Source organism: Neolewinella lacunae, assembly GCF_014349155.1.
Lineage (GTDB): Bacteria > Bacteroidota > Bacteroidia > Chitinophagales > Saprospiraceae > Neolewinella > Neolewinella lacunae.
In genome coordinates this window covers 163,550-188,836 of sequence record NZ_JACSIT010000141.1, presented here as the reverse complement: position 1 = coordinate 188,836, position 25,287 = coordinate 163,550, and the positions used below count along the sequence as shown (strand labels likewise).

General features: G+C 57.6%; 18 protein-coding genes. 14 read left to right on the top strand and 4 right to left on the bottom strand.

Translation table 11 applies throughout. The features are described 5' to 3' along the window. The first annotated feature begins 4 nt into the window (after positions 1–4). From H9S92_RS16495 to H9S92_RS16485, 3 genes are all read left to right on the top strand, one after another. Entirely contained in the window at positions 5–658 is a 654-nt protein-coding gene (locus tag H9S92_RS16495; protein WP_187467790.1) for a hypothetical protein, read from the top strand. A gap of 111 nt (positions 659–769) precedes the next feature. Further along, positions 770–961 carry a CsbD family protein gene (locus H9S92_RS16490; RefSeq protein ID WP_187467789.1) on the top strand — a complete coding sequence of 64 codons (192 nt, stop codon included), beginning with the start codon at positions 770–772 and terminating at the stop codon, positions 959–961. A gap of 146 nt (positions 962–1,107) precedes the next feature. Next, positions 1,108–1,299, top strand: coding sequence for a CsbD family protein (locus H9S92_RS16485; protein WP_187467788.1), 192 nt, complete (start codon positions 1,108–1,110; stop codon positions 1,297–1,299). 72 nt (positions 1,300–1,371) lie between these two features. Here H9S92_RS16485 and uvrB read toward each other — a convergent pair whose 3' ends face one another. The 3 genes from uvrB to H9S92_RS16470 all read right to left on the bottom strand — a co-directional run bounded on the left by uvrB (position 1,372) and on the right by H9S92_RS16470 (position 7,506). Continuing rightward, positions 1,372–3,396 carry an excinuclease ABC subunit UvrB gene (gene uvrB, locus H9S92_RS16480; RefSeq protein ID WP_187467787.1) on the bottom strand — a complete coding sequence of 675 codons (2,025 nt, stop codon included), beginning with the start codon at positions 3,394–3,396 and terminating at the stop codon, positions 1,372–1,374. A 268-nt stretch (positions 3,397–3,664) separates the two neighbouring features. Continuing rightward, on the bottom strand, positions 3,665–4,279 hold the full coding sequence (locus H9S92_RS16475) for a thioredoxin family protein (protein WP_187467786.1): 615 nt from the start codon (positions 4,277–4,279) through the stop codon (positions 3,665–3,667). A gap of 236 nt (positions 4,280–4,515) precedes the next feature. Then, a complete protein-coding gene (locus H9S92_RS16470) occupies positions 4,516–7,506 on the bottom strand; it encodes a glycoside hydrolase family 3 N-terminal domain-containing protein (protein WP_187467785.1) in 2,991 nt (996 codons plus the stop codon). 279 nt (positions 7,507–7,785) lie between these two features. Between H9S92_RS16470 and H9S92_RS16465 the strand changes: the two genes are divergently transcribed. The 5 genes from H9S92_RS16465 to H9S92_RS16445 all read left to right on the top strand — a co-directional run bounded on the left by H9S92_RS16465 (position 7,786) and on the right by H9S92_RS16445 (position 15,577). Continuing rightward, on the top strand, positions 7,786–8,304 hold the full coding sequence (locus H9S92_RS16465; protein ID WP_222936141.1) for a hypothetical protein: 519 nt from the start codon (positions 7,786–7,788) through the stop codon (positions 8,302–8,304). A 357-nt stretch (positions 8,305–8,661) separates the two neighbouring features. Further along, complete coding sequence (locus H9S92_RS16460; RefSeq protein WP_187467783.1) at positions 8,662–11,340, top strand: DEAD/DEAH box helicase; 2,679 nt, start codon at positions 8,662–8,664, stop codon at positions 11,338–11,340. Between the two features lie 168 nt (positions 11,341–11,508). Further along, complete coding sequence (locus H9S92_RS16455; protein WP_187467782.1) at positions 11,509–12,585, top strand: Fic family protein; 1,077 nt, start codon at positions 11,509–11,511, stop codon at positions 12,583–12,585. A 102-nt stretch (positions 12,586–12,687) separates the two neighbouring features. Then, positions 12,688–14,955, top strand: coding sequence for a site-specific DNA-methyltransferase (locus H9S92_RS16450; RefSeq protein WP_187467781.1), 2,268 nt, complete (start codon positions 12,688–12,690; stop codon positions 14,953–14,955). Positions 14,956–15,094: 139 nt separating this feature from the next. Next, positions 15,095–15,577 (top strand): CIA30 family protein, encoded by a 483-nt coding sequence (locus H9S92_RS16445; RefSeq protein ID WP_187467780.1) that lies wholly within the window; start codon positions 15,095–15,097, stop codon positions 15,575–15,577. 73 nt (positions 15,578–15,650) lie between these two features. Here H9S92_RS16445 and H9S92_RS16440 read toward each other — a convergent pair whose 3' ends face one another. Beyond that, entirely contained in the window at positions 15,651–16,493 is an 843-nt protein-coding gene (locus H9S92_RS16440; RefSeq protein WP_187467779.1) for a carboxypeptidase-like regulatory domain-containing protein, read from the bottom strand. A 140-nt stretch (positions 16,494–16,633) separates the two neighbouring features. Here H9S92_RS16440 and H9S92_RS16435 point away from each other — a divergent pair, with 140 nt between their 5' ends. The 6 genes from H9S92_RS16435 to H9S92_RS16410 all read left to right on the top strand — a co-directional run bounded on the left by H9S92_RS16435 (position 16,634) and on the right by H9S92_RS16410 (position 25,249). Next, entirely contained in the window at positions 16,634–17,584 is a 951-nt protein-coding gene (locus H9S92_RS16435) for a nucleoside hydrolase (protein WP_187467778.1), read from the top strand. Between the two features lie 64 nt (positions 17,585–17,648). Next, a complete protein-coding gene (locus H9S92_RS16430) occupies positions 17,649–18,182 on the top strand; it encodes a dihydrofolate reductase family protein (protein WP_187467777.1) in 534 nt (177 codons plus the stop codon). A gap of 265 nt (positions 18,183–18,447) precedes the next feature. Further along, the gene (locus H9S92_RS16425; protein WP_187467776.1) at positions 18,448–19,176 is read left to right on the top strand and encodes a hypothetical protein; all 729 of its coding nucleotides are present in this window, start codon (positions 18,448–18,450) and stop codon (positions 19,174–19,176) included. A 134-nt stretch (positions 19,177–19,310) separates the two neighbouring features. Further along, positions 19,311–22,493, top strand: a complete 3,183-nt coding sequence (locus H9S92_RS16420) for a WD40/YVTN/BNR-like repeat-containing protein (RefSeq protein ID WP_187467775.1) — start codon at positions 19,311–19,313, stop codon at positions 22,491–22,493. 123 nt (positions 22,494–22,616) lie between these two features. Continuing rightward, positions 22,617–23,654: a ligase-associated DNA damage response exonuclease gene (locus H9S92_RS16415; protein WP_187467774.1), complete on the top strand. Its 1,038-nt coding sequence runs from the start codon at positions 22,617–22,619 to the stop codon at positions 23,652–23,654. Further along, positions 23,651–25,249, top strand: coding sequence for an ATP-dependent DNA ligase (locus tag H9S92_RS16410; RefSeq protein WP_187467773.1), 1,599 nt, complete (start codon positions 23,651–23,653; stop codon positions 25,247–25,249). Before H9S92_RS16415 ends, H9S92_RS16410 begins: the two co-directional genes overlap by 4 nt. The last annotated feature ends 38 nt before the right edge of the window (positions 25,250–25,287 follow it).

Below are 25,287 nucleotides of genomic sequence, written 5' to 3'. Positions count from 1 at the left end.
CGCCATGCTCGCCGCTAAAGTTTTTGCCGCCGGAATTACCCACCTGACGGACGCCCGCTACTTCGCCGCCTGGGACGTAGACTACCTCGCCTTTCCCCTCGGCGAAGACCTGCCCGACGCCATTGGCTGGGAGCAGTTCAATGTCCTGCGGGAATGGGTGGAAGGACCCGCCATCGTCGCCGAACTCGGAGTGCGAACGGAGGTGGCTCCCTGGGCGGAGACTTTGCTGGCGGCGGGGGTGAACATTGCCCTGTTACCCGCCACCGCACCTGCGGCCGCGCCCCAGTTGCTGCACGCGGCCGGGATGAAGGTCTTTCTCCACCTGCCCGTGGCGGGTTACGAAAGTGCCGATGACGTGCGCGAAAATCTTCGCCAGCACCCCACGGCTGCCAGTGTGATACTCGACTTCGAAGCCGGCGGCATCACCTGGCAAGACCTGGCCGCCGGCCACCCTTTCGGACTGCCCGAACTCCGCGAGTTGCTGGCCCAGCGGCCCTGCTACCTACAGATTGACCTTGGCGGGGAGGACCCAAAAACCATCGTCCGGGATTTCGCCCCCGCCGGACTGGCCGTGCGCGGCAGCAGCGAGGAAAAGGTAGGCTACAAGAGTTTTGATGACCTCGATGGCCTCTTCGAAGGATTGGAAATTTTTGAATAAAGACGTGGGAAATTACCGTAATTAATCGGGCGGCGGCGGGATAATTCCGCCACCACGGCGAACACCCCGAAGTATCCTCCCGTTGAAACAGGTGAACCAAAACCAATAATCATGAGTGCGCCAAAGGAAAATTTCAAGGGCAACTGGAATGAAGTAAAAGAAAAAATCAAGCTCGAATACGCCGAATTAACGGAAGACGATCTGCTCTACGAAGAAGGCAAAGAAGACGAGTTGTTCGGCCGGCTTCAGCGCCGGACGGGCAAATCCAAAGAAGAAATGACGCACTGGCTTAAGCACCTGTAAAGCAGTGTCTTATCTGGAATGTCCGCACTACAACGCCAAGGCCCTTGCGGCGGCAAATTCCAGAATAACCCGAACAAAATTATCTCCCCAGCGAACACGAGAATATCTCCTTCCGTTGGAAATTAACGAACCAAAACCAATATATCATGAGTGCATTTTCAGATAAAGTCAAAGGCAACTGGAACCAGTTGAAAGGCAAAATGAAGCAGGAATACGGTAACCTCACCGACGACGACCTTACTTACCGGGAAGGTAAGGAGGACGAAATGATCGGCCGCCTGCAGGAAAAAACCGGCAAAACCAAAGAAGAGGTAAAAAGCTGGATCAACAACCTTTAAGCTTTCTAGTCCCAAAAACATTAAGGCCCATTTCCCACCCGGGAAATGGGCCTTTTTATTTTTATCAAGGGATTATCCATTCTTCAAGCGGGCCTTGAGGGCAAAGACCTCATCGCGGTAGCTGGCGGCGCTCATGAAGTCGAGTTCTTTGGCGGCGGCGCGCATTTTGCGGTCGGCCTCATCAATGGCCAGCTGGATCTGCTCGGGGCTCATGGAGTTGAGGACTGGATCGGCGGCGCTGCTGATTTCGACGCGCTCGACGTAGGCCTTGGCGGATTTTTTGCCCCGGATATCGAGGATGGAGCCGCGCTCCATAATTTGCTCGCGGGTCTTGTTGAGGCTCTGGGGCGTGATGTTGTTGGCAGCATTGTAGGCCTGCTGTACGGCCCGCCGCCGGCTGGTTTCCTCCATGGTACGCCGCATGGAGTCCGTGATTTTATCGGCGTAGAAAATGACGGTACCGTTTACGTTGCGGGCAGCGCGGCCCGCCGTTTGGGTGAGGCTGCGTTCGTTGCGCAGGAAGCCTTCTTTATCCGCATCAATGATGGCTACCAGCGATACTTCGGGCAAATCCAGTCCTTCGCGGAGGAGGTTGACGCCTACCAGGACGTCGAATTCGCCGAGGCGGAGGTCGCGCAAAATTTCCACCCGCTCCATAGTATCCACCTCGCTGTGGATGTAGCGGACTTTCACGCTGAGGTTTTCCAGGTATTTGGTCAGTTCTTCGCTCATCCGTTTGGTGAGGGTGGTGACCAGGACGCGCTCGTTGCGTTTGACGCGGTTATCGATCTCTTCCAGCAGGTCATCGATCTGGTGAAGGCTGGGGCGCACCTCAATGGGCGGGTCAATCAGGCCGGTGGGGCGGATGAGTTGCTCGACGATCTCGCCGCCGGTTTGTTCCAGTTCGTAGTCGCCGGGCGTGGCGGAGACGTAGATGACCTGGTTGATCAGGCTTTCAAACTCGGTAAAATTCAGGGGGCGGTTGTCCATCGCCGAGGGCAGGCGGAAGCCGAAATTGACCAGGCTCAGCTTGCGGGCGCGGTCGCCGCCAAACATGCCCCGCACCTGGGGGATGGTCACGTGGCTCTCGTCGATGATCATCAGGTAATCATCCGGGAAATAATCGAGCAGGCAGAAGGGGCGGGTGCCCGGTTTGCGGCGGTCGAAAAAGCGGCTGTAGTTTTCCACGCCGTTGCAGTAGCCCAGTTCGCGCATCATTTCGAGGTCAAACTGCACGCGTTCGTGGATCCGCTTGGCTTCCAGGACGCGGCCCTCCCGCTCGAAGTAGCGCTCCTGTTCGTAGAGCTCGTCTTCGATGTCGCGCAGGATGCCGTTGAGCCTTTCCTTGGGGGCGACGTAGAGGTTGGCCGGAAAAATGGCGCCGAATTCCAGCGATTCGATCCGTTTGCCGGTTTCAATCTCCATCCGCTCAATGGCCTCAATCTCATCGCCGAAAAAGATGATGCGCATGCCGTACTCGGCGTAGGGCAAATGGATGTCTACCGTATCCCCCCGCACGCGAAAGGTGGCGCGGCGGAAGTCGGTTTCAGTGCGGCTGTAAAGACTGTCCACCAGGTCGTAGAGCAAACCGTTGCGGCTTTTCACCTGGCCCTTTTTCAGGCGGATGATGCCCGATTTGTAGTCTTCGGGGTTGCCCATACCGTAGATGCAACTGACGGAGGCTACGATGATGATGTCGCGCCGCCCCGTCAGCAGGTTGGACGTGGCGCGGAGGCGGAGTTTATCTACCTCTTCGTTGATGGCCAGGTCTTTCTCGATGAAGGTATCGCTGGTGGCGATGTAGGCCTCGGGCTGGTAGTAATCGTAGTAACTGACGAAGTATTCGACGGCGTTATCGGGGAAAAATTCCTTGAATTCGCCGTAGAGCTGGGCCGTCAGCGTCTTGTTGTGGGTGAGTACCAGGGTCGGCCGGTTGAGCTGGGCGATGGTGTTGGCCATCGTAAAGGTCTTGCCGGAACCCGTTACGCCCAGCAGGACCTGGCTGCGCTCACCCCGCCGTACGTTGCCCACCAGTTGTTCGATGGCCTGGGGCTGGTCGCCGGTGGGCGAAAAGGGAGACTTGAGGGCAAAAGCCATGTGCTAACTTGTTGGATATTGCGCTAAGGTAAATAAAAATGTTGATAAAAAGGTTCGCTGTTTTGGGGCGGTGGTGGTGAATTTCAGGGCGCGGCCGCAGGTGCTCCCCCCCCCCGACCCCCCAAAGGGGGGAGTAGGGACAAGGAGCAAAGAAAGGAAACTCCCGGCGGAAGTTCTCCCCATCCGAGCCGGACCTACACGAGGAGCGACTTTTTTGGACTTCCTGATGACCAGCGCGACAGCTGTTGCACCTGCGTCCGCGCCCGCTCTATTGCGCTTCGAGTTGCCGTAAAAAGTCGGCCAGTTCCCGTTGGGTGCTCACCGTTTTATCGCGTGCGTACCAGGTGTGGAGGGCGGTGTGGTGGGTTTCGTAATCCTCCTTCGGAGCGGGTTGGTACTTATAGGCCATGCTCATGCGCTGGGCTTCGGCTGGCCGGGGGCCCCAGTTGCCGAGCACCGCGTGGGTCTCCGCGTCCAGGGCAATGACTTTCGGGATGGAGCGGCCGCCATCGGTCAGGAATTCGTCCATCAGCGCCAAATGCTCATCCCTTAAAACCAACGTGAGAGAGATGTTGGGGCTGTGTAATTCCAGGTGATGCAAGATGGGGACAATCTGCGCGGCGTCTCCGCACCAGCCTTCGGTCAAGACCAGAAAAATGTATTTTTTTTGGAGCGTAGCCAGGGTTTCGAGCAATTCCGGAACGAAGCGCGCTTGTTTATCCAGGCGGTCCATCCGCGCCTGGTTGAGGTGAGCGATGCGCAGGTAGAGTTCGGACTGGTTGGGGCCAGTGGTTTTACCCGCCGCGAGGAGTTCGGTGAGGTACTTGCGGTACGCTGGATAAGTGCGCCCGGCGGCGAGGGCTTGGTGGATCAGGTCTTGCATGCGCGGAAAACCCCGCTGGCCACGCGATGGTTTTCGGGCGGACGCTCAAAGGACGATTTTGGCTGCGGTTACCCGTCTACGCTACGCTCCGCTTGGCAACCGCAGCCAAAATCGACGCTTCAACTTGAGTTGATTTCAGGACCTCGAAGGGTTCGTTTTCCAGGCAGGATAATGGATGAGCACAGCGAAAACCATTATCCTGTCTGGAAAACGTTCCTTTGAGCGTCCGGCTAATCTCACCGGGCTTTGCCATCCAGCGGGGGCAGCGCTACGAGCACATCTTCCCGCTGGATGGACTCGTACACGGCCGTGTGGAGGCGTACGCGGGTATCGAGGTTGCTGAAAAGATTGTTGTTCATGCTGGGGTAGGTCCGGTTGGACAGCACGACGAAAACGAGGTCTTCGACGGGATCGGCCCACACGGCGGTTCCGGTAAAACCCAGGTGGCCAAATGCCCTTTCGGAGGCCAGCGGGGAAAGATTCATTTTGCGCTTGGGGTTAAGCTGCATCATGTCAAAGCCCAGTCCACGGCGGGTCTCGTTGGCGTAGCGGGAAGTGAAAAGCCGGACGGTTTCGGGGCGGAGGTACTGCCGGCCACCGTAGCTGCCTTCCTGTAACAGCATCTGAAAGATGGTCGCCAGGTCGCTGGCCGTGCCAAACAGGCCGGCGTGGCCGCTTACCCCACCGAGCATGGCGGCACCCATGTCGTGGACCGTTCCCTGCACGACGCCCTGGCGGAAGTATTTGTCTTCCTCCGTTGGTGGAATGCGGCTTTTAGAGACCTTGCCTAGGGGATTGTACGTAAGGGTGGTGAGGCCCATCGGGCGGTAGAAGTTGCGGTCGGCGTATTCATCCAGGGGGTAGCCACTGACCTGATCGACGATTTTGGCCATGAGGTAAAAGCCCAGGTCGCTGTAGCGGTATTCCCCTACGTTGGGCAACTCGTTGGTGTAAATCTGGTGCCAGATGGAGTCGACGTAATCCCGGTGCAGAAAGAGCTTTTCGGTGACGGGGATTCGAAAATCGCCGGTGGGCTCGGTGCGGTACCACTGTGAGCTGGGCTTTTTACTGGGGTTGAGCGTTTCCTGGTAAAAAGGAATCCAGCTGCGCAAACCCGCGCGGTGGGCCAGGATGGGCCGCAGGGTGAGCGATTCCAGGGGAGTGCCCGCCACGTCGGGTAAATACTGCCGGATGGGAACGTCCAGGTCGAGCTTCCCATCGTCCACCAGTTTCATAATGGAAAGGGTCGTAGCGGCCACTTTGGTGACGGAAGCCAGGTCGTACACATCGTTGGTATACACCGGACGTTTCTTGCGGTAGGTGTGGTACCCGAAGGCTTCTTCGTAAACGATTTTGCCTTGGCGGGCGACCAAGACGACCATCCCCGGGGTGGCTTTGCGGGCCATGGCTTCGCGGGCCAGGATGCCTACTTTGGCGGCCAGCAAGTTGCCGTCAATGCCCGTGGCTTCGGGTTTGGCGTAACCCATCCGGGCAACGGGATGGGTTTCTATCCCCGCATTGAAGCGGGCCGCAGGGCTGGCGGTGATGGGCAAACGACCATCGATTTTGTTGGCCCCGAAGAGCGCCTGGGCGGCCGCATCCTGGGCCACTTCGTCGCGGCTGTAGGCCATCAAGACCGTGCCCGCCCCGTCGAGCGCACTCAGGGAATAAGGGTTGCCAAAAACGGTGACGATGAGCCGGGCTTTGGCGTCAAGACCCCGCAGCAGGGCCAATACTTCGGGGCCCACGGGCACTTTTTCCAGAAAACGGCTGCCGTCGCTGTAGAGGGCCACGATGACGAGGTCGTCTTCACTTACCCCGTCAATGATTTTGCTCCGTTCGGCCGGGGAGACGCCGTACGTGGCGTTGAGGTGGGTAACCTTGCCGTAGTCGTCCAGGCGCGTGGAAAAGGCGGTGGGGGCAGCCAGGCCGACGTGAACGGCGATGGTTTTGCGCTTTTCCAGTCCGGTGATGGGAACAAGTCCATCGCTATCCCGCACCAGGGTCATGGCGTTTTCGAAGAGCTTCTGCTTGAGGGCGTAGGCTTCGGGTGGGTTGAGCTCGCCGCGCAGGTTTTCCACCGGGGGGAAGGTAGCGCGGGTGAGGCCGAGGCGGTGCTTGGCCAGGAGAATGCGCCGGACTTTCTCCTCAATGGCATCCTGGGTAATTTTTCCTTCGGCGAGGTAGCGCTTGATGGCGGCGAAGGCGGCCGGCGTGCTTTCGGGCAGGAGGAGGATGTCGGAGCCGGCGGCGATGGCCTCGGCTTCCACTTCGCCGTTGCCGTAGTGCTTCGTTACGCCTTCCATCTCCAGTCCGTCGGTGAAGACCAGGCCGGTAAAGCCCATTTCCTGGCGCAGGAGGTTAGTGACGATGGGCTTGCTGAGCGAGGAAGGCCGGTTGGGGCGGCTATCGAGGGCGGGGATTTGCAGGTGGGCGGCCATGATGCTGCCGATGCCGTAGCGGATGAGGGACTGGAAGGGGTAAAGCTCCAGGCTATCCAGCCGGGCGCGGGGGTGGGCAATGACGGGCAGCCCGTAGTGGCTGTCCACGTTCGTATCGCCATGGCCAGGGAAGTGTTTGGCGCTGGCCATGATCCCGTTTTCCTGGAGCCCCTTCATGTACTGGTAGCCCTTGATGGTAACGTTGTAGCGGTCTTCGCCGAAGCTGCGGGTGTTGATGACGGGGTTGCTAGGGTTGTTGTTGATGTCCAGCACGGGGCTGAAGCTGACGTTAACGCCGATGCGGTGCATCTGCCGGGCGATCTCCGCCCCCAGGTCGTAAAGCAGTTCATTTTTGCGGATGGCGCCGAGGGCGATTTGCTTGGGGAAGCTGATCGTTTGGTCGGGCAGGCGCATGCCCAGACCCCATTCGGCGTCCATGGACACGAAAAGCGGCACCCGGGAGAGGTGCTGGTAGATGTTGGTCAGTTCCAGTTGCTTCTCGGGCGTCCCCTGGAAAAAGCAGAGCCCACCCACCTGGTAGCGCTCGATTTCGGCTCGGACCTGGGCGATGTGCTCGGGGCCCCGGTCGCTGTGGGCGCGGAGCATGAAAAGCTGGCCCAATTGCCCGTCGGGGCTCAGGGTCTGGTAAACGGAGTCTACCCAGCGTTGCTCTTCCGGGGTGATGTAGGAAAGATCCCCCAGATACGGCTTCTGGGCGGTCAACAGGGATGCACAAGCACCCAGGAGAAGGAGGAGGGTAAAACGAAGTGAAAGGAGCAATTTCATAAATGACCGGGGCGAGATAGGGTAAAATGCGAACAGGAAAGCCAACGTAGAACGGCCCCAAAGTACAAAATCACGGCTTACGCAAGTTAAAATTTTGCCAAAAAGCGAAAAACCCGGAAAAATGTGTGCCAGGGGACTTGTGGGAAAATAAAATCGCCCGCATCTTAGGGCGGCCGTTCTGGCGAAAAATAACCCGGTTTTGGGGGCGTGGCGGAAATGAGGGTCGTGTGGCGACCCATTCGCCGGGTCACCAAGGCTTAACCCTTTCCAATTATGCGCGTGAAAAATCTACTCCTCTGCCTGCTTACCGCCGCCCTTTTCACCAGCTGCCTCGAAGAAGGGGGCGGACTGATCGGGCTCTTTGGCGAAGAAATCACCTTTAACGACGCCGCCGTCCAGAGCGGCACGGGTTTGCCGAGTATGGTCTTCCTGGAAAGCGTCACCTTCTCCAACCCCAAGGAGGGTAGTGCGGGTGATTCCCGGACCGAACAACTGGGTCACGTGCAGCTGGGCTTCCGCACCTGCAGCGGCACCTGGTGTAAAGCGGTGGTTGACGACTGCGGTGCCACCACCCCGGTGCAGTACACCTACGCCGAAGAAGAAAGCGGCGCGAAGAAGATGGCGTTTTCGGCCTTTGCTGATGCCCCCGCCGTGAAGGCCTGGGCGGCGGAAGGCCTGGAATTTGCCTTCCAGCGCGATGGCGCCAGCCTGGTGCTGCGTTGCAGCGACTGCCCCGGCAGAACCAGCGGGGGCTTCCGTTACACCCAGCGGGAGGTGAACTTGCGCGTGGTGCGCTAGGGTTGGGGGGTAATTAATTCGTTGCTTGCTTTTTGTGGCGCTGTCGCAGGTGCAAGGGAAGTTGTAAGAGAACGCTGAATCACCCGGCGTTTAGTGCGACCAGTTGGCGAATCGGCCAAATTCAAGTAAGGGTGGAAAGTACGGGATGGCGGGGATTCTGCTTGTTACGATCAAATAGAGCCTGGCCTTACCCGAGTGTCTTTCTGGAAAGTCGGATTAAGACACCCTCAACCAAGCAAGATGCCAGAAACAAGAAAAAGGCCGATTTTTCAGCTGATCCTTCTTATATGATGAATCAGGACCTATCTTTCTCCCTTTGAAATAATTTCAGCCTTCGCCAAAATCGGATTCTCTTAAATGGAAAACACCCGCCCCTTCAAAATTACCCCGCCGGAAGAACGCTGGAGACCCGCCCCTGCCCAACTGTCTGTCGAGGAATCCCCCAAACTCTTACCTCCACTGGTGGCGGAAACGCGGAGGCTGGTTCACGAATGGCGAACCAGCGGCTACCCCGGCGCATCAAGAACCACGCTGGCACTGATCGAATATTGGTTCGAAACCGAACACCGCATCCCTGGAACGGAGAATTACTTCCAGTTTTACTTTGCGCAGCGGGAAGCATTTGAGTCTATCGCCTATTTGTACGAAGTCAAACAGTACCGAGACAAGTTCAATATGATCAGACTAAATGCTGCAGGCATGGTAAGCCATGGTATGTTCGATGAAGATTGGGCACGTTACGTCATCAAAATGGCAACTGGAACCGGTAAGACTAAAGTCCTCGGTCTGGTCCTCGTCTGGTCGTACTTCCACAAGCTTTATGAAGCAAATAGCCCGCTCTCCGCCAATTTCCTGCTTATTTCTCCCAATATCATTGTCCTCAACCGGCTGCTGAAGGACTTTCGAGGGTTGAAATACTTTTTTGAAGACCCATTCCTCCCGCCGGATGGATACCGGGACAATAACTGGACCGAAGACTTTCAACCTTCCCTTCACATACAGGACGAGGTTGGTCCTATCTCTGACCGGGGCAATATCTTCCTCACCAACATCCACCGTATCTACGTCGGTGACGAGCAAAAACCAAGCAAGGAAGAGATGTTCCTGGGGATGAAAGTGAAGCCCAACGCAGATACCGGTGGTAATCTGGACCTCGGCAAACTATTAAGGAGTGACCGTTTGCAAGACCTCGTAGTGTTAAACGATGAAGCCCACCACGTCCACGATAAATCCCTCGCCTGGTTTCAGGCCATAGAGGCCATCTACGATCGTTTTACCCAACGGGGCGTACCCGGGCTACGAATGCAGGTAGATGTGTCCGCAACACCTAAGCACGACGACGGGGCCATTTTCGTCCAGACTATTGCTGACTACCCGCTGGTAGAGGCGATCAACCACAACGTTGTCAAAATTCCTGTGCTGCCCGACGAAGCCAGCCGCAATCGGGTGAAGGAACGCGACAGCAACGATTTCGCAGAACGCTATCGCGATCATCTTCAGTTGGGTTACGTCGAATGGGAAAAGCAGTACCAGGTACTCAAAAAGCACAAAACGCCTTTGTTGTTCATCATGACGATGACCACAAAGGAAGCCGACGAGGCTAAGCAGTTTCTGGAAACCAACTACCCGCTCATGCGCGGAAAGGTGCTCAGCATCCATACCAATAAAGATGGAAGCATCAGTGAAAGCAAATCAGCCAAAAACCTGGCGGTACTGGATGAGTTGCGGCAGGCCGCCGATGCGGTGGATAGCGACGACAGCCCCTACCGCGCCGTCACCTCAGTCATGATGCTGCGCGAAGGATGGGACGTGCGCAACGTTACCACTATCGTCGGCCTGCGCCCCTATAGCTCTAAAGCGAAAATTCTGCCGGAACAAGCCATTGGCCGCGGACTTCGTAAGATGTTCCCGCTGGACGTAGAAGAGAACCTCGTCGTCGTCGGTACGTCCGGCTTTATCCGTTTCATCGAAGACCTGAAAGACCAGGGTATTACCTTCCGTAAAGCCGATTTGGGGCGACCCGGAACCCGGGGTTTAGCTCCTCTAATCGTCGAAATCGATGACCACAAAACGTCGGAGGAACTTCACGAGCTCGACATTCCTCTGCCTGTTTTAGAGCCTCGTATTGTGCGTGATTATGAACAGTTGAGTAAGTTAAGTATCGAAGGACTGTCGCATCCTATCGCTACCATGCAGGATTTTGTGGGGGATGTGCGTGAGATCGTTTTCAAGAACTTTCACGGCGAGTTCAGTCACCTTACCGAATTACCCGACTTCGTGCCGAACTGGCGCAACGTACTTCAGTTTCATACCGATGCCATCCTGCGGAGTAACCGCCTCTTCAGCGGGTTCGATATCCTCTACCCAAAAGTGGAAGCTTTTGCCCGCCACCAGCTTTTTGGCAAAACGGTTGATCCGCTGGATAACGATGTGCTCGTTAACCTCAGTAACCCCGGTGTTCAGAAAATTGTGCACGATGTGTTCAACACCGCCATTACCCGCCTCGTCATCACCGATAAGCAAACGACAGCCCTGCAAGGCTACCGCAGCCTGCTCGAAGCCCGCCCGGTCGCCAAGGCTTTTGAACCCTTTGTCACCAGCAAAAAATCGGTGTTTAACATCACCTTGGGCGATAATGATATGGAAAAAGGCTTTGCCGCCCTCTGCGAAGATTTCCCCGACGTGAAAGCCTACGCCAAAAATACGCTGGGACAGGGTGGTATCAATTTTCACGTTGAGTACCAAAACGCCAAGGGAGGCATCAGTCGCTTCTACCCGGATTTCCTGGTCAAGCTCACCGATAACCGAACGATCTACATCGCCGAAACCAAGGGGCGGGCCGATGCCGATGACCGCCGCAAGATCATTCGCCTCGTCAAGTGGTGCCGCGATGTCAACGCGCTGCAAAGCGACTACCGTTATGAACCACTCTACGTTACCTGGGACGACTGGGTAGACTACTCCAACCGGGCCACCAGATTCCAGCACCTGATCGACACGCATTACGCGGATACGGTGGCGCTCGTACCGGAATGACCATGCTCTCCACCATCACTTTCCGGGCGCGGCCGCAGGTGCAAGGTAGGATGGATAAGCATACAAAAGGCCACTTCTTTATAACTATCGGCCCGGATAGTTATAAAAAATCGCATTTTTTATAACTGTTTTGAAAGTAAGTTGCTTTTTTTTGCCTATTCTTGTTTTATGAGACCAACTTACAACATACCAGACTTGCCGCTTAGCTACAACTTTGCCACGGTACCTGTTTTTCAGGCACTCAACGCGGCTTCACGTGCACTGGCGGAACTGAAGGGAACCGCGCGGACGATCCCTAATGAGCAGGTACTGATCAATACGCTTACGATCAGGGAAGCACAGGACAGCTCTGCGGTTGAGAACATCATAACTACCCAAGACGAGCTTTTCCGGGCAGAAATAGCTCTGTCGGAACGACATTCCCCCGCCACCAAGGAAGTTCAACGTTATGCAGTAGCACTACGGCAGGGATTTGTTGATGTTAAATCAACCGGGCTCATCACCCGCCCACACATTATTAAAATTCAGGAAGAACTCGAACGAAACCGAGCCGGAATTCGTACCAGTCCGGGTACTAAACTGGAAAACGACAAAACCGGTGAAGTGGTGTACGTACCGCCCCAGCACCCCGATGAAATAAACCGGCACCTCGACGGTCTTGTACGATACCTGAACGATGATCAGCTTTGTTCATTGGACCCCCTTATCAAAATGGCCATCATTCACCACCAGTTTGAAAGCATCCATCCTTTCTACGACGGGAACGGAAGAACGGGAAGAATTATCAACATCCTCTATTTGGTACAACAAGGGCTGCTAGAACTTCCCATTCTTTACCTGAGTCGTTACATCATTGCACACAAAGAAGATTATTACCGGCTATTACAAGCTGTACGAGATCGGGGTGAGTGGGAAGACTGGGTCGTTTATATACTGCGCGGTATAGAGGAAACTGCTAAACAGAGTATTTTCCTAATCTCGCAAATCCGCACCGCTATGCAGCAAGTAAAACGAAAACTCCGGCAAGATCATCCCAAAGTCTATAGCCAGGATTTGCTGAACAATCTTTTCCGACATCCTTACACTAAAATTCAAGTGGTGGCGGAGGACCTCAATGTTCATCCACTGACCGCCCGGAAGTATCTCAGCATTCTGACCAAGACGGGCATCCTCACTGAACATAAAATTGGACGGGACAAATACTTTGTAAATGACCGCCTCATTGACATCCTGGCTGCGGGATAAAGCAGACAAGACCAAAAGACCCATCCGAAGCAGTAGCTATTTCATCCCGAAAAAGCAATGGCACTAAACTTACCTTTACCCTCACCGAAGAACTGATCATCCATGAACCTATCTCCCGCCGACCGCGACCGCATCATCGACCTCATCAAAAACGGCCAGACCCTGCCCAAGGAAGACCTCTACAAGCTCGCCGCCGATGAGGAAGACGTATTCCTGTTCTGGAACGGACGCGACGAGGCCGTTACCCGCGCCGTGCTGCCCTTCCACCACATCGAACACATCGACGAGCCCCGCCGCGAAGCCACTTCGGAAGGAGCCAACTTCAGTATGTTCGACCTGAAGGGAAGACAGCGCCAGGGTTGGCACGACAAACTGATCTGGGGCGACAACAAACTCATCCTCTCCAGCCTCGCCCACGGGCCCCTGCGTGAACAGATCGAAGCCGAAGGCGGCCTCAAACTCGTTTACATCGACCCGCCCTTCGCCGTCGGGGCCGACTTTAGCCACACCATCGAGATCGGGGGCGAAACCGCCACCAAAACCCAATCTGTACTGGAAGAAATCGCCTACCGCGATACCTGGCAGCGGGGGATTTCCTCTTATCTATCCATGATGTACGAACGGCTGAAACTCATTCACTCGCTCCTGGCGGAGGACGGGAGTATTTATGTGCATGTTGGGTGGCAAGTCGCTAGTTCCGTACAGCTATTGTTGCAAGATATATTTGGTTATGACAACTACCACAACACGATTTCGTGGAAGAGGTCACATGCCCATGGGGATGCTGGTCAAGGTGCTACCCATTATGGTAGGATTACTGATTATATTTATATCTTTTCTAAAAGTGATAAATTTATTTGGAACCCACAGTACGAAGCATACTCTGAAAAAATATTAAAGCGAGATTACAAATACAAAGACTCTATGGGTATCTATCGGCACACACCAGTTGATGGGCCAGGAGGAGCCGCAAAAGGGAATCCGTTTTATGATTTTTTAGGGGTGAAAGGATATTGGAGATACTCAAAGGAGAAAATGCAAGAGCTCTATGATGAAGGGTTAATTGTTGTTTCTTCAACGGGCAAATCATTAAGTAGGAAAAAGTATCTGAAAGACGCGAAAGGCACTCCCGTCACAGATTTATGGGATGATGTTAATAGAATTAGTCCAACGTCTACGGAACGAATCGGATATCCTACTCAGAAACCAGAAGCCCTCTTGGAAAGAATCATTAAAACCTCTTCCAATGAAGGTGATCTATTAGCTGACTTCTTTTGCGGTTCCGGCACGACGGCGGCGGTAGCCGCCAAGCTCAACCGCAAGTGGATCGCGACCGACCTGGGGCGCTTCGCGGTGCACACCACGCGCAAGCGGCTGATCGGGGTACAGCGGGAGCTGAAGGAAAAAGGACAAGACTTCCGCGCCTTCGAGCTGCTGAATCTGGGCAAATACGAGCGGCAGTTTTTCCTGGCCGAAATGAGCGATGAGCAGCGGGTGAGCCGGGAAGACACCTACCTGAACCTGATCCTGGAAGCCTACAAAGCCGAGCGGCTGGAAGGGCACACCCAGCTGCACGGCCGGCGGGGTGGTCGGATGGTGCACGTAGGGCCGCTGGACGTGCCGGTAACGGAAAGCCGCGTCCGGGAAGTGGTGGAAGAATGCCGCAAGCTGGGCTACACCCAGCTGGACGTGCTGGGCTTCGAGTTTGAGCAGGGCTTGTTTCCTCGCGTCACCCAGGAGGTGGCCGAGAGCCACAACGTGCGCATCCGCCCGCGCTACATCCCCAAAGACGTGTTCGACGAGCGGGCGGTGAAGAAGGGCCAGGTGAAATTTTACGATGTGAGCTACCTGCGGGCTTCCTTTGCTTTAAACCCATCCCCTGCACCTGCGTCCGCGCCCGAAAAAGCACGTGCTGAAGTCACCATAACCCTGGAAGACTTCGTGACCAACTACACCCAAGACGACCTGCCCGCCGTGGAAAGTGCCTTGGCCAAGGGCAAGAGTGAAGTCATCATCGACGGTGGCCAGATCATCAAAGTGAGTAAAAATCAGAAAGGCGTACAAGACCGCGAAATCCTGACCAAGAACTGGCACGACTGGATCGACTACTGGAGTGTTGATTTCGACTACGACAGCAAAAAAGAGATCATCCGCATCCAGAACGAAGCCGGTGAGATCGAGGAGCAATGGACGGGTAACTACATCTTCGAAAACGAATGGCAGAGCTTCCGCACCAAGCAAGACCGCAGCCTGGAGTTCACTACCAGCCCCAGGGCGTACCTAAAGCCCGGCACCTACCGGGTGATGGTGAAGGTGGTGGATATTCTGGGGGTGGATACTAGCCAGTTGTTAGAGGTGGAAGTGAAGTAGATGTTGCTAAAACCGCTAAATGTTGGTTTTATGACCTTGGTATCCATCCCGGCATTCCCGCCCGAACCAAGCTGCCCCTCCCCGTTACCCTACCATGCCCCTCCTCTTCCTCCTTTTCCTGATCCCCCAAACCCCTCCCATGACCCTATTCAACTTCACCCCCGAAGCGGACGTATCCGACTGGGTAACCGTAGACGACACCGTAATGGGCGGGCGCTCCGCCGGCTACTTCCGGCTCAACGCGGCGGGCCACGGTGAATATACCGGCCACGTCTCGCTGGAAAACAACGGCGGCTTCAGCTCCCTCCGCTACCGGATGCCGACCATCCGCATCGAAGGGCACACCAAAGCCGTGCTGCGGGTAAAGGGCGATGGCAAAAGGTACCAGTTTCGGGCCAAAACGAGCGATAACGACCGGCACAGCTACGTCACCTACTTCGAAACGACGGGCGAATGGGAGGAAATCATCCTCGACCTGTCCACGATGAAACCCCAGTTTCGCGGTCGCTCGCTGGACCTGCCCGATTATCCGGCGGAGCTGCTCTCTGAAGTCGCCATCCTGATCGGGAACAAGGAAGAACAGGATTTTCGGCTGGAACTGGATTGGATTCGCCTGGAATAATTAAGGTGTAACTTTGGCGCTAAGCGTTCCTCCGCTGCGCTGCTTCTGGGGCAGTTGCTCTGGCGCTTATTCCTTATTCGTAGCTGACTACGGCAAATAAAGCGGGGGTTACGTAGGTTTTTTCCCACTTGCCATTTTCTGCCCGGCTAAGGCCATGGCGATAGCCGGTTTTGCCTTTGAAGCCAAATTTGCCTTCGTTGCCAACGACTTTAAGGAGGCGGAAGGTGACCAGAAAATCCCCGTCAATCCACAAATCTTGTGGCAGCAAATTTACGGTGAGGTCCTTGCCAACCTCCTGCCTGGTCACCGAAACGAATAATCGCTCCCGCAGCAACTGCTCTTGAACTTTGCTTCCTTCAAGGGCGTAGACATTGACGTCCATTAGAACGGTATCGGCATCCATGTCTTGGACCCGCAGTTCTACGGCATCGAGGCGGCAACGTTTTTGTGGGCGGATGATGGGGCCTGCCTCCAGGAAATAGGACTTAGACCCAACGCGCTGAATGTAGGTAGCATTGAGGAAGCCCGGCAGGCCAAGGCGTTTTTTTCTCAGCTGCAGTCGCTTATCCCTGACTTCTACGTCGGCCAGGGTGTACGTTGCCTTGGGCAGGACGATGGCCTCGTTGGCGTTCGCTAACTTGCTCAGGTGCTGGTGGCTGAAAGTAGTGGTCTGGAAGCCGACCGAGGAGATCGTCACGGTGGTAGTATCGGCGGCGTTTTCCCAATCCAGGGTGAACTGCCCTTTATCGTCGGTAATCAAGCCCTTCTCCAGGGCGACGGCGAAGACGGTGGCGTAAGGGACGGCCTCGCCGGTATTACTGACCACGGATAAACGGAGGGATTGCGCCGCAGCGTAGCCGGGCAGCAGTAAGATGATTACCAATAAGCTTAAGGATGACAGTAGTTTAGGGTGCATTAAGCAGAGATTTTAGTGTGAGTCCTACGATACGTCGGCAACGGGTAAACGTACCGAATGGTTTAACCACCTTATTGCGCCTACTTTGCTGACGGATGCCGTTGGAGTATCTTTCGCCACTACCTACCTGTTGTTGCCCGATGCTGCGTGTTTGCCTTCCCCTGCTCCTCTTGTCTCTTCTCTGCACCTGCGACCGCGCCCCGGAAACAGAAACAGCGCCCGAGGTAGCCCCCCAACGCCACGCATGGCCCGCAGGCCAGCCCGTGCGGATGATCCTCGATTCCGACACGGCCAACGAGATTGACGACCTGTTTGCCATCGCCTACGCGCTGCCGGATACCACGGTGGATTTTCTTGGGCTCAGTTCTGCGCAGTGGTTTCACGTGTGGAGCGGCGACAGCACCGTGTACCAGAGCCAACGCCTGAACGAAGACCTGCTGCGGCTGGCGGGGCGGCTGGACCTGCCCCACCCCCTGGGCGCCGACCTCATAATGGGCAAACCCTGGGGCGATTACGACCCCCGCGATAGCCCCGCCGCGCAGCTCATCATCCGCGAAGCCCACGCCACGCCCGCCGGCGAAAAACTCGCTGTGCTGTGTATCGGGGCGGCCACCAACCTGGCGTCGGCCATCGCGCTCGATACGACCATCAAAGAGAAAATTGTGGCCTACGTGCTGGGCTTTCGCTACGACTTCGCCGGGGGATTTTGGAACAAAGACGAGTTCAACATCCGCCGCGACCTTAACGCGGCCAACTACCTGCTCAACGCCGCAGAGCTGGAGCTGCACGTGATGCCGATTTCCGTCGCCATTAAATACACCTGGGAGCAAGAAAACACCTTCGCCCAGCTGGCCAAGGCCGGTGCAATGGGGACTTACCTGCGCCAGCGCTGGGAGCAACACGCACCCGGTGCCAGGCAATGGACGATGTGGGACGTCGCGCTGCTGCAAGCCTTCCTGAAACCCAGCCAGGCCAGCGAAATGGCCGTCCAAACGCCACCGGAAAACACCCGGCGCATGGTGTGGATGTACGAGGACATTGATGCGGCGGAGATGGAGCGGGATTATTGGGTTAGGTTGGTGGGGGAGTAGGGCGCGTTTGCGCTGATTTGTTAGTTTTAGCCTACCTTGGCTTAACGATTAAGCGCCAGCCAGTATGAAGAACGCCGTGTTTATTGCCACCAGCCTTGATGGCTTTATTGCCGATCCAGACGGCGGTGTCCACTGGCTGGAAACCGTGCCGAACCCGGAAGGTGATGACGTTGGTTACCTGGCGTTTACGGCGGGAATCGACGCGTTGGTGATGGGACGGCATTCTTTTGAAACCGTCCTCGGCTTTGGGGTGGATTGGCCCTACGCCATGCCCGTTTTCGTGTTAAGCGAAACGATGACCTCCGTGCCGGAAGGTTTCGCGGATAAAGTACAACTGCTAAGTGGCCCACCGGAAGCGATACTGGCGAAAATTCACAGCCAGGGCCACCACAACCTGTGGATTGACGGTGGACGAACGATTCAGTCTTTTCTGCGCGCTGGGCTGATTGATGAACTGGTCATCACCACCATTCCGGTTTTGCTCGGCGGCGGTATTCCATTGTTCGGGGGGCTGCCCGAGCCGCTGGAGTTGGAACTGGTAAAGTCGGAAGTGTACCTGGGAGCACTGGTGCAGCGGCACTACCGGCGGAAAGGGTAGCGGGGCCGGTTGAAAAGAGGTTTACGCTTAGAGCGTGTGTTCTTCAGCAACTAGATTCCTTGGTGCTTCCGAGCAGCCCCCGCTCCCCATCCCTTCCCCCGCACCTGCGGCCGCGCCCATCGAAAAACTACCTGCATTGATCGAAGAGAAACCACCTCGTGCTCGCCAAGCGGTATCTTTGGGGTAAGTTTTGTTCGCATTAAAAACTATTCACTTAACCTCGGGCCATGCGGGGAGACCTGCGCCCACCAAAAATGCCATTGAGATGAAACAGCTTATTGCACTATTTGCCTTTTTACTGATCGGGACGGCGGGCCTGACCGCCCAGGACGCCCCCACCGCCCGCGAAATCGGGGACACCTACATCGAAAACACCGGCGGAAAAGACGCCTGGCTGGCCATCAAAGCCATGAAAATCAAAGGGAAAGCTTCGATGCAGGGCATGGAATTCCCCATGGAAATCGTCTCCGCCGAGGGCGATAAGCAGCACCTTAAAGTGGACGTCCAGGGCCAAACCATCATCCAGGCCTACGACGGAAAAACCGCCTGGCAGGTCATGCCCTTCATGGGCATCACCGAGCCCACGCCAATGAGCGACGACGAATCCGAGCAAATGCGGAGCACCAAATTCCTCTCCGAATTCATCAACTCCGAAGAGCGCGGCTTCAAACTCGAGTTGGTCGAAGGCAAGGAAGTCGAAGGAACGGCCACCTACGGCGTGCACGTGACCAACGACGATGGCCACGACATCACCTACTACTTCGATCAGGAGTACATGGTGCCCATCATGACCATGATGACCGTCAAGTCCGGCCCCCAGAAAGGCGTCGTCGTGGAAACCTACCTGAGCGACTACCAGGAGGTGGAAAGCGTCATGATCCCCATGTTCATGGACGTTAAGTACAACGGTACCACGATCCAGAAAATCAACGTCAACGAGGTCGTTCTCAACCCCGAAGTGAAAGACGAGATGTTTATGCTGCCCAAAAAGTAGTAAGTAAGTAGACTTTTTTGGGCGCGGACGCAGGTGCAATGCTCGAACCCTACGGGGAGAGCAAGGGAAGTCCAACGACTCCGCAGCACCCGCGTCCGCGCTCTTTTTATAGCCCATAAGTAAGCCAATTAATCATGAGAACGATATTCACCCTACTGTTGCTGGCCATTGGGGCTGGCCTTAGTGCCCAGGATTTTACCACTACTACTGCCCTTTTTGGGGATTTGCGCGCGCGGCAGATTGGCCCGGCCGTCATGTCGGGCCGCGTCAGCTGCATCGCCGTTAATCCCCAAGACCACACTACCATCTTCATTGGCGCGGCGGGCGGCGGCGTGTGGCGGACGACTACCGCCGGCGGCGCCCTCCAGCCCGTTTTTGATGAGCACCCCCAAAGCATCGGGGCCATCGCCATCGCACCTTCCCAGCCCCAGACCATCTACGTCGGTACGGGAGAACCCTGGACGCGCAACAGCGTCAGCATCGGCAAAGGCGTCTATAAATCTACCGACAATGGGCAGCAGTGGACCTCCATCGGGCTGGAAGACAGCGAAAGAATTGCTGACATTGCCGTACACCCCGAAGACGCCAATGTACTGTACGTTGCCGCCATGGGCCACCTCTGGGACAGCAACGAAGAACGCGGCGTCTTTAAGTCCGTCAACGGCGGCCAAAGCTGGGAGAAAGTCCTCTACCTCGACGCCGACGCCGGCGCGGCCAGCCTGAAAATGGACCCCAACAACCCCGATGTCTTGTACGCCGCCATGTGGAGCCACCGCCGCTTGCCCTGGACTTTCGATTCTGGCTACAAGGGTAATTCGGGCCTCTACAAAACCACCGACGGCGGCAAAAACTGGGTAAAACTCAGCAACGGGCTGCCCGACGAAAAACTCGGTCGCATCGGCATTGCCATCGCCGCCAGCAACTCCCAAATCGTCTACGCCAGCGTGGAAACGGGCACCGAAGCCACCAAGGGCATGTACCGCAGTGCAGACGGTGGGCAGAGCTGGACCAAAACCGGCAACAACCGCAACAACAGCATCCGCCCCTTCTACTTCAGCGCCCTGACCGTTGACCCCAGCAACCCCGACATTGTCGCCAAGTGCGGCCTCAACGGCATCATCAGCGAAGACGGCGGTGCCCGCTGGCGCAACTTCGACCCCGCTGTTCACTCCGATTTTCACGACATCTGGATTGACCCCAGCAACGGCAAGCACATCCTGGTGGCCACCGACGGCGGCGTCTACGAAAGCCTCGACCGGGGCTACACCTTCAAGATGTGGATGAACCTGCCCATCAGCCAGTTCTACCACGTCAGCGTCGACAACGCCAGGCCCTACCGCGTCTACGGCGGCTTGCAGGACAATGGCTCCTGGTTTGCCCCTAATACCAGCCCCAACGGCGTAAGCAATTCCGCCTGGAAACAGACCTTCGGCGGCGACGGTTTCTACAGCTTCCGTCACCCCACTGAAAGCCACATCGTATTCAGCGAATACCAGGGTGGTAAACTGGTGCGCTACGACGAGCGGAGCGGGCAGGCGAAGTCCATCCCCCCCTACGCCACCAGCGCCGAACAGCCCCTGCGCTTCAACTGGAACGCGCCCGTTCACCTGAGCAAAGACGGTGCCCGGCTCTACTTCGCCGCCCAGTACCTCTACCGCTCGGTCAACAACGGCGACAGCTGGGAACGTATCAGCCCTGACCTGACCACCAACGACAAGACCAAGCAGCAACAGCACCTTTCCGGCGGCCTGAGCATCGACAATTCCACCGCCGAAAACCACACCACCATCTACGCCGTAGCGGAAAGCCCGGTGAATAAAGACGTGGTTTGGGTGGGTACCGACGACGGCAACCTCCAGCGCACCACCGACGGCGGAAAAAGCTGGGAAAAGCTGAACGATAAAATCCCGGGCTTGCCCGCCAATACTTGGGTAACCTTCGTAGAGCCCAGTCCCCACGACGTCAACACCGCCTTCGTCACTTTCGATGGCCACCGCACGGGCGATCGTACGCCGTACCTTTACAGGACCACCGACGGCGGGCAGAGCTGGACGGAGCTCACGGACGACAACGTGGAAGGCTACGCCCTGAGCGTTCGCCAGGACCTGGTCAATCCCAATCTCCTTTTCCTGGGGACGGAATTCGGCCTGTACATCAGCCTGGATGGCGGCAGCAGCTGGGCTCCTTTCCGGAACAATGTCCCGATGGTGGGCATCCGCGACATGGTCATTCACCCCCGCGAAGCCGACCTGGTGCTGGCCACCCACGGCCGGGGCGTCATCGTGTTAGACGACGTCGAAGCCCTGCGGCAAATAACGCCCGCGATCACCCAGGAAAAATTGGCTTTCCTGAAAGTGGCCCCCGCTAACCTTGGCGGCGGCGGTGGACTGGGCGCGGGAGACTTCAGCGGCAGCGGCACCTTCGTCGGTGCCAGCAAATCCAACGCTGCTCAGATCATGTACTATAACCAGAAGCGGCATACGTTCGGGACGATGTACGTGGAAATCTGGAAAGACGGGGAATTGCTCCGCACCATCTCCGCCGGCAAAGGGGCGGGGCTCAACGTCGTCAGCCTGCCCACCACCATCAAGAAGCCCAAAGCCGCGCCGAGCGATAACCGCATGGCCCTGTTTGGTACCCTCTCCGGGCCCAGCATGGCCGCCGGTGAATACCAGGTAAAACTCATCAAAAACAAGGATACCTACGAGACGACCCTGGAACTGGGCGTAGCTGAAGACGATATTTACCCCGTCGAAGCCCGCGAGGCCCAACGCCAGCTCCTGATGAAAGTTTACGAGGATACCGAAACCCTGGCCTGGGTATACGAGGTGCTCAGCGAAGTGGAAAAGCAGGCCAAGGCGCTGAACCCGACCAACAAGAAGGTCCAGCAAATGAATACATCGCTGAAGGAAAAAGTAGCCAAACTCAAATCCAGCCTCGTGTTCTTGGGCGGCGATGGCTACGTCAACGAAGGGTCGCTCCTCCGCGAAGAAATGGGCAGCCTCTACTTCGACATCAGCACCTTCCCCGGTCGTCCGTCCGAAAGCCAGGTCAACGAAGCCGCCCGCATCCGCAAGCAGCTGGCCGCAGAGATGGTCCGCTTCGAGCAAATCCTCCAGGAAGACGTTGCGGCCATCAACCAAAAGCTCGCGCCGGAAGCCCAGATCACCTGGACGGCTAAGGCCGATTTCCTGGCGGCTGAGACGGATGGCACGGACGCGGGCTCCCAGCAACAGCGCTGGACGTCGACTACGCTTTGGAAGCGGGCGATCCACCAGCCATTGGGAGCGGGTTGGCTCCAGACCTTGCTGCACTAACTCGGGCTTGCCGCCGCAATTTCCCCCGGCGAGGAGTTGGCTTACGGGCCAGGTCCTCGCCGGGGGGAGTTGGGTGGCGCTGACAAACCAAACCCAAAGGGCTGGCCAGCCGTTAGGCCATCAATGCCCCTACTAGAATTCAACGACCGCGGCATCTACTGCCCCCGCGCCCAGGTCTACATCGACCCCTGGAAGCCAGTCGACCGTGCGCTCATCACCCACGGCCACGCCGACCATTCCCGCTGGGGAAACAAGCATTACCTGGCTACGCGCAGCGCAGCGCCCGTCATCCGCCATCGCCTCGGCGAGGTAAGCCTCACCACCGTCGAATACGGACAGGTGACCACCATCAACGGGGTGAAATTCAGCTTCCATCCCGCTGGCCACATCATCGGCTCCGCCCAGATCCGCGTGGAATACGGCGGAGAAATTTGGGTAGCCAGCGGCGATTACAAACTGGAAAACGACGGCCTGAGTGAGCCCTGGGAACCCGTGCGCTGCCACCACTTCATCACGGAGTCGACCTTCGGCTTGCCCGTCTACCGCTGGGCACCGCAGGAAGAAGTCTTTGCCGACATCAACGCGTGGTGGCGGGCCAACCAGGCGGAAGGGAAAGTCAGCGTCTTGACCGGCTACGCCCTCGGCAAGGCCCAACGCCTGCTCTGCGGCCTCGACCACGGCATCGGGCGGGTCTATACCCACGGGGCGATTGAAAACACCAACGAGGTCCTCCGCCAGCAGGGCGTCGCCTTGCCGCCCACCATTCGGGTTACTTCCGCCGTGCCGCGCAAGGACTACCCCGGCCACCTCGTCATTGCCACCCCCGGAGCCATCGGACAGCCCTGGATGAAAAAATTTGGTGCCGCCAGCGTAGGCACGGCCTCGGGGTGGATGTCATTGCGGGGTGCGCGCCGCCGCCGGGGAGCCGACCGCGGCTTCGTCCTGAGCGACCACTGCGATTGGCCCGCACTGTTGGAAGCCATTGTCCTGACCGGAGCGGAACACGTTTACGTCACCCACGGCTACACGAGCATCTTCAGCAAATACCTGCGCGGGACCGGCCTGAACGCCGTAGCCCTGGAGACCGACTACGAGGGAGAACTGGCCGAGATGGCGACGAAAAAAGAGGACCTGGACCAGGAAAACGCCGCCGCCGAATGAAACACTTTGCCGCCATGTTTCGCCGCCTCGACCGCACGACGAAGACCAACGAAAAGGTCGCCGCCCTGGCCGATTACTTCGTTGCGGTAACGGAGGAACAGGACAAACTCTGGACCATCGCCCTGCTGAGTCACCGCCGGCCGCGGCGCACCGTCAACTCCCGCCTCCTCAGGGAGTGGGCGGCCGACTACGCGGGCATCGACCCCTGGATCCTGGAAGAAAGCTACCACGTGGTGGGAGACCTGGCCGAGACCATCGCCCTCGTCTTGCCGCCGCCCACGGAGGCCGACGACCGCAGCCTCTCCGCCTGGATCCGGGTCGTCGAAAGCCTGGCCGAGTACGACGAAGCCGGCAAGCGGGAAGCCGTGCTGGCCGCCTGGCAAGTGCTGGAGACCACCGAACGCTACCTGTTCAACAAACTCATCACCGGCAATTTTCGGGTCGGCGTCAGCCAAAAGCTCATGACCCGCGCCCTGAGCCAGGCCACCGGCATCGAAGAAACCAGCCTTGCCCACCGCCTGATGGGCAACTGGACGCCCAACGACACCACGTTCCAGGACCTGATCCACGGCGCATCCGCCACCGACGACATCAGCCGTCCCTACCCCTTCTACCTGGCCTACCAGCTGGAGGGACCGCCCGACGGCCTGGGGAACCCCGCCGACTGGCAGGCGGAGCACAAGTGGGACGGCATCCGCGGGCAGCTGATCGTGCGCGACGGAAGCCTCTTCGTGTGGTCGCGCGGCGAAGAACTCGTAACGGACAAGTACCCCGAATACGCGCCGCTGGCCGACTTACTGCCCGACGGAACGGTGGTGGACGGCGAAATTTTGCCCTACGCGGCGGGCGCTCCCCTGGGCTTCAACCTGCTGCAAACCCGCATCGGACGCAAGACGCTGAGTAAGAAAATTCTTCAGGATGTTCCCGTAGTGCTGATGGCCTACGACCTGCTGGAGTTGGCCGGGCAAGACATCCGGCAGTGGCCCCTCGCCCGGCGGCGGGAAGCCCTCGAAGGGCTGGTGCAGGACGCCGGGGCCGAGCACATTCTGCGGCTTTCGCCCACCGTGGCCTGGGAAAAATGGGAAGACCTGGCGGCCGAGCGCGCCACCGCCCGCGCCCAGTGCAGCGAAGGCTTGATGCTCAAACACCGCGACAGCCCCTACCGGCAGGGCCGCAAAAAGGGCGACTGGTGGAAGTGGAAAGTCGACCCCCTCACCATCGACGCGGTGATGATCTACGCCCAGCGGGGCCACGGGCGGCGGGCCAACCTCTACACCGATTTCACCTTCGGGGTGTGGGAGGGCGAGCAGTTGGTCCCCTTCACCAAGGCCTACTCCGGGCTCACCGACCAGGAGTTCAACCGCATCACCAACTGGGTGCGCCGCAATACCGTCGAGCGCTTCGGGCCCGTGCGTAGCGTCAAACCCGAGCTGGTTTTTGAGATCGGCTTCGAGGGCATCCAGGCCTCCGGGCGGCACAAATCGGGCGTCGCCCTCCGCTTCCCGCGCATGCTGCGCTGGCGGGAAGACAAGCCAGCCAGCGAGGCCAACACCAAGGAAGACCTGCTGGCCATCCTCGCCGCCTACGGGGGATGAGGGAGTAGGGCGCGGCCGCAGGTGCCAGGCCCGTCGCC